At 71.4% G+C, this 10,254-nt stretch carries 1 protein-coding gene (only partly in view); it reads left to right on the top strand.

The features are described from left to right. On the top strand, positions 1–10,254 hold the 5' portion of the coding sequence (locus OG878_RS41030; protein WP_328891799.1) for a type I polyketide synthase. 13,821 nt of this gene lie beyond the right edge of the window; the window shows 10,254 of its 24,075 coding nt (coding positions 1–10,254); its start codon is at positions 1–3; its stop codon lies off the right edge, out of view.

Raw genomic sequence — 10,254 nt, 5'->3', positions numbered from 1 at the left:
GTGAACGAGGACAAACTTCGCGACTATCTCAAGTGGACTACAGCCGACCTTCACGAGACCCGCAAGCGGCTCCGTGAAGTGGAGGACGCGGCCCGGGAACCCATCGCGATCATCGCGATGAACTGCCGGTTCCCGGGCGGCGTCCGCTCGTCCGACGACCTGTGGCAGCTCGTCGTGGACGAGGTGGACGCCATGTCCCCCGTGCCACGCGACCGCGGCTGGGACCTCACCCTTCCCGGCGTCGGCCCCGACACCCAGGGCGGATTCCTGGGCGACGTTGCCGACTTCGACGCCGCCCTCTTCGGGATCTCGCCGCGCGAGGCCCTCGCCATGGACCCGCAGCAGCGGCTGCTCCTCGAAGTCGTGTGGGAGTCGCTGGAGCGGGCGGGCATCGCGCCGATGTCCACGAAGGGCGAGAAGGTCGGCGTCTTCATGGGCGGCTCCCCGTCCCGCTACGACGTCCTGCTGGGCGCCGACGACGGGCTCGACGGCTACATCATGACCGGCAGCGCCGGCAGCGTCCTGTCCGGCCGGATTTCGTATGCGCTGGGGCTCGAGGGCCCGGCGGTGACCGTGGACACGGCGTGTTCGTCGTCGTTGGTGGCTCTGCATCTGGCGGCGCAGTCGTTGCGGGCGGGGGAGTGCGAGCTCGCACTGACCGGCGGTGCCGCGATCATGTCGACGCCGGGTGCGTTCGTGGAGTTCGAGCGGCAGGGTGGTCTGGCCGGGGACGGCCGGTGCAAGGCGTTCTCGGACGACGCGGATGGCACGGGCTGGGGCGAGGGCGTGGGTGTCCTGGTCCTGGAGCGACTGTCCGACGCACGCCGCAACGGCCATCAGGTCCTGGCGGTGGTGCGGGGCAGCGCGGTGAACCAGGACGGTGCCTCGAATGGCCTGACCGCCCCGAACGGCCCGTCCCAGCAGCGCGTCATCCGGGCTGCGCTGGCGAATGCCCGCCTGTCGTCGGCGGATGTGGATGCGGTGGAGGCGCACGGTACGGGTACCAAGCTGGGTGATCCGATCGAGGCGCAGGCGCTCCTGGCCACCTATGGCCAGGACCGTACGCCGGAGCAGCCGTTGTGGCTGGGTTCGGTGAAGTCGAACATCGGGCACACGCAGGCGGCGGCCGGTGTCGCGGGCGTCATGAAGATGGTGCTCGCGATGCGGAACGGGCTGCTGCCCAGGACCCTGCACGCGCAGACCCCGTCGACCCATGTGGACTGGTCGGCTGGTGCGGTGGAGCTGCTGGACCGGGCGCGGGACTGGACGCCCGGTGACCGGCCGCGGCGGGCAGGTGTGTCCGCGTTCGGGGTCAGCGGTACGAACGCGCACGTGATCATCGAGGAGGCGCCGTCCGCCGAGGCGACGCCGGCCGCCGATGAAGCGCCCGACACGGACTCGGACGTCGTGGCGCAGGAGCTGGCTGCGGCTTCGGATGTGGTGCTGCCGGTGGTGCCGTGGCTGGTGTCGTCGAAGACGGCGGCCGGTGTGGCGGGGCAGGTGCGGCGGCTGGCGGCCGGGGTGGACGGTTCGGGCGCGGTCGACGTCGGCTTGTCGCTGGCGACGACCCGGGCGGCCCTGGAGCACCGGGCCGTCGTTCTCGGTGCGGACGCCGACGAGCTGCGCGCGCGGCTGGGCGAGCCGGTGGTACCGGTGGTGGCCCGGGGCGGGCTGACCGGGTTCGTGTTCTCGGGTCAGGGTGGTCAGCGGGTCGGTATGGGCCGGGAGCTGGCGTCGGCCTTCCCGGTGTTCGCGGCCGCCCTGGATGAGATATGCGGTCACTTCGAGGGTCTGCGTGAGGTGATGTCGGGTGACGCGGAGGCGTTGAAGAACACGGGTTGGGCGCAGCCCGCATTGTTCGCGGTAGAGGTGGCGTTGTTCCGGCTGGTGGAGTCGTGGGGGGTGCGCCCGGACTACCTGGTCGGTCACTCGGTCGGTGAGCTGGCCGCCGCGCACGTGGCCGGGGTCTTCTCGCTCGCCGACGCGTGCCGGCTGGTGGCTTCCCGCGCCGGTTTGATGCAGGCGCTTCCTGCTGGTGGTGCGATGTGGGCGGTACGGGCGACGGTGGAGGAGGTCACGCCGCTGCTGGCCGAGGGTGTCTCTGTGGCGGCGGTGAACGCTCCGGGCCAGGTCGTTCTGTCCGGGACGCGCGAGGCGGTCGAAGCGGTGGCCTCTGCCTCCGTTCTTGAGGGCCGTCAGGGGCGTTGGCTGGAGGTCAGCCACGCCTTCCACTCGCACCTGATGGACCCGATGCTGTCCGACTTCGCAGCTGCGGCAGGCGAGGTGACGTACGAAAGCCCGCGCATCCCGATCGTGTCGACGCTGACGGGTGAGCTGAGCGAAGACTTCACGGCGTCGTACTGGGTGGACCAGGTCCGCGGCACGGTCCGCTTCGCCGACGCCGTTTCCCGGCTGAAGGCGCTGGGCGTCACGCGGCTGGTCGAGATCGGACCGGATGCCTCCCTGGTCGGTGCTGTCGGTGAGGTGAGCGACGACGCGGTGTTCGCCGTCTCGATGCTGCGCCGGGACAAGCCCGAAGGACCCACGGCGGTGACGGCGCTGGCCCGGTTCTGGGCGGAGGGCGGCCGCGTGGACTGGGCGGCGTTCTTCGCGCCGACCGGTGCCCAGGTCGTTGATCTGCCGACCTACGCCTTCCAGCGTCAGCGTTTCTGGCCGGGTGTGCGGCGGGAGCCGGTGGTGGCTTCGGTTGCTGATGCCGTGTTCTGGGATGCGGTGGAGCGTGGTGACGGTGAGTTGTTCGCGGCGGAGTTCGGTGTGGATGTCGGGGCGCCGTTGCGGGAGACGTTGCCGGCGTTCTCGGCGTGGCAGCGGCGTCGTCGTGAGCGTGAGGCGGCCGACAAGCTGCGTTATGAGGTGTCCTGGGCGCCTTTGCAGTCCGCCGGTGTTGAGGTGTCGGGTGGCTGGCTGATTGTTGAGTCGGCGGATGCCGAGGACGTGTGGGCGGATGCGCTCGCGGATGAACTGACGGTGCGGGGCGGGGCGGTTACCCGGCTGCGACTGGAGTCTGCGGGCCCGGACCGGGCGGTGTTGGCTGCTCGGTTGGGGGAGTTCGCCGGTTGCGGGCGGGTGGTGTCGTTCCTGGGCCAGGACGAGGAGGGGTCGAGCGGTGTCGCGGCGTCGGCTGTTTTGGTGCAGGCGCTTGGTGATGCCGAGGTCGGTGGCCTGTTGTGGTCGGTGACGTCGGGTGCGGTGTCGACCGTCGCGGGGGATGCGGTGTCGCATCCGGTGCGGGCTGGTGTGTGGGGTCTGGGCCGGGTGGTGGCTTTGGAGGAGCCGGGGCGTTGGGGCGGCTTGGTTGATGTCCCGGAATTGACGTCCCGGGAGGCCGTCGGCCGGCTGGTGGAGGTGCTGGCCGGTGGTTTCGGGGATGAGGACGAGGTTGCCGTGCGCGGCGGGACGGTCCTCGGTCGTCGCCTTGCTCCTGCCCGGTCTGTCCGTGCGGAGTGGTCGCCGTCGGGGACGGTGTTGGTTTCGGGTGGTACGGGTGTGTTGGGTGCGCGGGTGGCGCGTTGGGTGGTGGAGCGGGGTGCTGGGCGTGTCGTGCTGGTGAGCCGGCGTGGCCTGGAGGCGGAGGGTGCGCAGGAGCTGCGGGATGGGCTGTGTGCGCTGGGTGCCGAGGTTGATGTGGTGGCCTGCGATGTTGCGGTGCGCGGGGAGGTGGATGCGCTCTTCGCCCGGTTCGATGTCTCGGCGGTGGTGCATACGGCTGGGGTGCTGGACGACGGTGTCGTTGACGGCCTGACCCCTGACCGGGTGGCCGGAGTGTGGGACGCCAAGGCAGGGGGTGCGTGGAATCTTCACCACGCGTCGCTGGGCCGTGACCTCGACGCGTTCGTGCTGTTCTCATCTGCGGCGGGTGTGTGGGGTGGTGCGGGGCAGGGTGCGTATGCGGCGGCGAACGCGGCGTTGGACGGGTTGGTGGAGTTCCGCCGGTCCCAGGGTCTGGCCGGCTCCTCGATCGGGTGGGGTCCGTGGGCCGAGGGCGGGATGGCGGATGACGCCACCGTCCTGGCCCGGATGGGCCGAGGCGGCGTACGACCCCTCGATCCCGACACCGCCCTCGACGTATTGGGTTCGGCGTCGGGGTGTGTGACGGTCGCGGATGTGGACTGGGAGCGTTTCGTTCCCGGGATGACGGCGTTGCGAGCGAACCGTCTGTGGGACGAGGTTGGCCCGCACGGCACCACCACGACCGAACCGCGCACTGGCGCCGAGGCGTTGAAGGATCAGTTCGCCGGTCTTGCACCCGCTGCCCGCCGGACGACCTTCATGGAGACCGTACGGCGCCTGGCCGCGACAGTGCTGGGGTTCCAGGACACGGCGGCCGTCGGGGTGTCCACGGCCTTCCGCGACCTGGGTCTCGATTCACTGATGGCGGTGGAACTCCGTAACGCCCTGACCACGGCATCCGGGCTCAAACTGCCTTCGACCGTGGTGTTCGACTTCCCGTCGGTCGAGGCGCTGACCGACGAGCTCCTGTCCCGGTTGTTCGGTGCGGAGACGGAGGCCGCTGCTCCGGGTGCGAGGCCGGTGCTCCAGGCCGTGGGTGATGACCCGGTGGTCGTGGTGGGTATGGGCTGCCGCTTCCCCGGGGGTGCGGACTCGCCGGAGGAACTGTGGCGGCTGCTTGCCGAGGGCACCGACGCCCTGGGCGGCTTCCCCGCCGACCGAGGCTGGGAGCAGATCGGCCTCGCCGGCGGCGACTACGCCCAGGTCGGTGGGTTCGTCGAGGGCGTGGCGGATTTCGATGCCGGCCTGTTCGGGATCTCGCCGCGCGAGGCCCTCGCCATGGACCCGCAGCAGCGGCTGCTGCTTGAAGTGGTGTGGGAGTCGCTGGAGCAGTCGGGCGTGGCCCCGTCGTCGTTGCGGGGACTTCCGGTGGGCGTCTTTGCCGGGACGAACGGTCAGGACTACCCGGCGGCGTTGGCGTTGGCGGGGGAGTCCGCCGAGGGCTATGGCGGGACGGGGAGCTCGGGCAGTGTGCTGTCGGGGCGGGTCTCGTACGCGTTGGGGCTTGAAGGCCCGGCCGTCACCATCGACACGGCCTGCTCGTCCTCGCTCGTCGCCCTTCACCTGGCGGCGCAGTCGTTGCGGTCGGGTGAGTGTGATCTTGCGTTGGCCGGTGGTGTGACGGTGATGTCGACGCCGGGTGCGTTCATCGAGTTCGAGCGGCAGGGTGGTCTGGCCGGGGACGGCCGGTGCAAGGCGTTCTCGGACGACGCGGACGGCACGGGCTGGGGCGAGGGTGTGGGTGTCCTGGTGCTGGAGCGGCAGTCGGACGCCCGCCGCAACGGGCACCAGATCCTGGCGGTGGTGCGCGGCAGTGCGGTGAACCAGGACGGTGCGTCGAACGGTCTGACGGCGCCGAACGGTCCGTCGCAGCAGCGGGTGATCCGGCAGGCGCTGGCCAGCTCCGGTCTGACGGCTGCTGAGGTCGACGCGGTCGAGGCGCACGGTACGGGCACCAAGCTGGGTGACCCGATCGAGGCGCAGGCGCTCCTCGCCACGTACGGCCAGGACCGGCCTGCGGAGCAGCCGTTGTGGCTGGGTTCGATCAAGTCGAACATCGGGCACACGCAGGCTGCCGCGGGTGTCGCCGGTGTCATGAAGATGATCCTGGCGATGCAGCACGAGACGCTGCCCCGGTCCTTGCACGTCGGCACTCCGTCCTCGCACGTGGACTGGTCGGACGGAGCCGTGGAACTGCTGGACCGGGCGCGGGACTGGGCACCGGGTGACCGGCCGCGGCGGGCGGGAGTGTCCGCGTTCGGGGTCAGCGGTACGAACGCACACGTGATCATCGAGGAGGCACCGGCCGCCCAGGAGGCGCCGGTGGCGGATGCGGATGTTGTGCTGCCGGTGGTGCCGTGGGTGGTGTCGTCGAAGACGGCGGCCGGTGTGGCGGGGCAGGTGCGGCGGCTGGCTTCCGGGGTGGATGGTCTGGGCGCGGTCGATGTCGGGTTGTCGCTGGCGACGACCCGGGCGGCACTGGAGCACCGGGCAGTTGTTCTCGGCGCCGACACCGATGAGCTGCGTACGCGGCTGGGTGAGCCGGTGGTGCCCGTGGTGACCCGGGACGGCCTGACCGGGTTCGTGTTCTCGGGGCAGGGTGGTCAGCGTCTGGGCATGGGCCGGGAGCTGGCGGATGCCTTCCCCGCGTTCGCCACTGCCCTGGATGAGGTGTGCGCGCACTTCGACGGGCTGTTGGACCGGTCGCTGCGTGAGGTGATGTTCACCGATGCGGAGGCGTTGAAGTCCACGGGGTGGGCGCAGCCCGCGTTGTTCGCGGTCGAGGTGGCGTTGTTCCGGCTGGTGGAGTCCTGGGGTGTCCGCCCCGACTACCTCGTCGGTCACTCGATCGGTGAGCTGGCTGCCGCGCACGTCGCCGGGGTGCTGTCCCTGCCGGATGCGTGCCGGCTGGTGTCGGCGCGTGCCGGGTTGATGCAGGCGTTGCCCGCCGGTGGTGCGATGTGGGCGGTACGCGCGACGCTCGAGGAAGTCACTCCACTGCTGGTCGAGGGTGTGTCGGTGGCGGCGGTGAACGCTCCCGGTCAGGTGGTCCTGTCAGGCACCCGCGAAGCGGTCGAGGCCGTAGAGAGCCGTCTGCCCGAACGTCAGGGACGCTGGCTGGAGGTCAGCCACGCCTTCCACTCGGCGCTGATGGACCCGATGCTGTCCCAATTCGCTGCCATAACCAGCGAGTTGACGTATGACAGCCCCCGCATTCCGATCATTTCCACGCTCACAGGTGAGCCGGTCACCGAGTTCACCGCGTCGTACTGGACCGACCAGGTACGCGGTACGGTCCGCTTCGCCGACGCCATCACCCACCTCAAGTCCCTTAGCGTCACCCGCTTCCTGGAGCTGGGCCCGGACGCCGGTCTCGTAGCGGCGATCGGTGAGACCGATGAGGACGCGCTCGCCGTAGCGGCTCTGAACCGTAAGCAGTCCGAGCCCGCAACCGCCGTCACGGCGCTGGCCCGCCTGTGGGCGGACGGCGCCGACGTCGACTGGACGGCGTTCTACGCACCGACCGGCGCCCGCACCGTCGACCTGCCCACCTACGCCTTCCAGCACCAGCGCTACTGGCCGCGGCATCAGCCCCGGCCGGCCGAGCCCGCCGCCGGTGGTGCGGACGCCGCGTTCTGGGAGATCGTCGAGGGCGGTGACCTGGACGCGTTCACGCAGTCGCTCGGAGTCGCACCCGATGCCGACCCCGGCCATGTCCTGAGGGCACTCAGTACGTGGCAGCGTCGCCGGAGCGAGCGCGCCGGCGTGGACCGGCTCGGCCACCGGATCGGCTGGACGCCGACCGGGCCGGTCAACAGTGTTGATTTGTCCGGGAGTTGGCTGATCGTGGAACCGGAGCCGACGGACGTCGACGACCCCTGGGCGGGAGCCCTCGCCGAGGAGCTGGCGGCGCGCGGCGCTCGGGTCACCCGGCTGCGGCTGGAGCCCATGGATCTGGACCGGGCGGCCCTGGTCGCTCGCCTCGCGGAGTTCACCGGGTCTGCCGAGTCCTCCGACCGAATGCGTGTGGTGTCGTTCCTCGGCCAGGACGAGCGGGAACACACGGGCCGCCCCGGTCTCACACTCGGTCTGACGGCCACGACCACGCTGGTGCAGGCCCTGGCTGACGCCGAGGCGAACGTCCAGGTGTGGTCCGTGACGTCGGGGGCGGTGTCCACAGGAGCAGGCGATGAACTCTCGCATCCGGTGCGGGCCGCCATCTGGGGCCTGGGTCGGGTCGTCGCCTTGGAGGAGCCGGAGCGCTGGGGCGGTCTCGTCGATGTTCCGCAGCGGCCGGTGGGCGGTGCCGTCGCCCGGCTGGTGGAGGTGCTGGCGGGCGGCGCCGAGGGCGAGGACCAGTTGGCCGTGCGCGGCGGGGCCGTGCTCGGACGGCGGCTCGTTTCCGCGTCGCTGGAGAATACGGCCGCCGGATGGACGCCCTCGGGCACGGTCCTGATCACCGGTGGCACCGGCGCGCTGGGCGCCCGGCTGGCCCGCTGGGCGGTGGACCGGGGCGCACGGCACATCGCGCTCGTCAGCCGCCGGGGTGAGGATGCCCCGGGCGCCCCCGAACTGCGTACGGAACTGGAAGCGCGCGGCGTGACCGTCACCTTCGCCGGCTGCGACCTCGCCGACCGTACGTCCCTCGCGGCGGCCGTCGCCCTGATCGAGGCCGCAGGACCCGCGATCCGGTCCGTCTTCCATACCGCGGGCCTGACCCAGGCCGTGGTCCTGGGTGACACCGACGCCGACGGCCTCGCCGCGATGCTGGGCGCGAAGGCGGCCGGGGCGGCGAACCTCGACGCACTGCTCGGCGACCGTGACCTCGACGCGTTCGTGCTCTACTCCTCCATCGCGGCCACCTGGGGCAGCGGCGGCCAGAGCGGATACGCGGCCGCCAACGCCTACCTCGACGCCCTCGCGACCCGGCGCCGCGGTCAGGGCATGGCTGCCACCTCCCTCGCCTGGGGCCCGTGGGACGGCGGCGGCATGGCCGACGCCGAGGGCGCCCGGGACGATCTGCGCAGACGCGGACTGCCGGCCCTGTCGCCCGATGACGCGATGGCCGCGCTGGAGTCGGCGCTGTCCGCTGACGAGCCCTGCGTATCGGTCGTGGACGTCGACTGGGACCGCTTCCTGCCGACCTTCACCCTGCGCCGGTCCAGCGCGCTGTTCGCCGCGTTCGACACGGCCCGCACCGATGACCACGGCCAGGCCGCCGCCGACGGGGACGACGCCGCTGCCCGCCTGCGTGATCAACTGCGCGACCTCGACGACCGGGAGCGGCGCCGCCACGTCCTCGCACTCGTCCGCGGCGAGGCCGCGGCGGTCCTCGGCCACGCGGGTGCCGCGGCGATCGAACCGGAGCACGCCTTCCGCGACCTCGGATTCGACTCGCTCACCGCGGTCGAGTTCCGTGACCGGCTGCGCGTGGCGACCGGCCTGTCGTTGCCCGCCACACTGGTCTTCGACCACCCCACCTCGGCGACACTCACCGATTTCCTCGTCGACCGGCTGCTGGGCACCGAACAGCGGCCCGAACGTGTCGAAGCCGTCCACGCGGTCCTCGACGAGCCGGTCGCGATCGTCTCGATGGGCTGCCGCTTCCCCGGCGGCGCCACGGACCCGCAGGGCCTGTGGCAGGTGATCTCCGGAGCGGCCGACGCCATCACTCCGTTCCCCGCCGACCGTGGCTGGGATCTGGACGCCCTCGACGCCGCCGGCTCCTCCTTCACCCGTGAAGGAGGATTCCTCTCCGGTGCCGCGGACTTCGACGCCGCGTTCTTCGGGATCTCGCCGCGTGAGGCCCTCGCCATGGACCCGCAGCAGCGGCTGCTCCTCGAAGTCGCCTGGGAGTCCCTGGAACGCGCGGGCATCGCCCCGCTGTCCCTGAAAGGCGACAAGGTCGGCGTCTTCGTCGGCGCCGGCAGCTCCGGCTATCTCAACCAGGTGAACGACGTGCCCGACGGGGTCGGCGGCCACCTGATCACCGGCAACTCGGGCAGCGTCCTGTCCGGCCGGATCTCGTACGCGCTGGGCTTCGAGGGCCCGGCGGTCACCGTCGACACGGCCTGCTCGTCCTCGCTCGTCGCCCTCCACCTCGCCGTGCAGGCGCTTCGGTCGGGGGAGTGCTCGCTCGCTCTCGCCGGCGGTGTCACGGTCATCGCAGGCCCGGATGCCTTCATCGACTTCGCTCACCAGGGGGGACTTGCCACCGACGGCCGTTGCAAGGCGTTCTCCGACGACGCGGACGGCACCGGCTGGAGCGAGGGCGTCGGCCTGCTCCTGGTGGAACGCCTCTCGGACGCACAGCGCAACGGTCACCAGGTGCTGGCGGTCGTGCGGGGCAGTGCCGTGAACCAGGACGGTGCGTCCAACGGTCTGACGGCGCCGAACGGTCCCTCGCAGCAGCGGGTCATCCGGCAGGCCCTCGCCAACGCGCGGTTGGATCCGGCGGACGTCGACGTGGTGGAGGCGCACGGCACGGGCACCTCGCTCGGCGACCCGATCGAGGCACAGGCGCTGCTGGCCACGTACGGGCAGGACCGGCCCGCCGACCAGCCGCTGTGGCTGGGTTCGGTCAAGTCCAACATCGGGCACACGCAGGCCGCGGCCGGTGTCGCGGGCATCATGAAGATGGTGCTCGCGCTGCGCCACGCCGAGCTGCCCAAAACGCTGTACGCCGACACTCCGTCCTCGCACGTGGACTGGTCGGCAGGTGCG

This window comes from Streptomyces sp. NBC_00316 (assembly GCF_036158715.1).
Lineage (GTDB): Bacteria > Actinomycetota > Actinomycetes > Streptomycetales > Streptomycetaceae > Streptomyces.
This window is presented reverse-complemented; position numbering and strand designations above follow the sequence as displayed.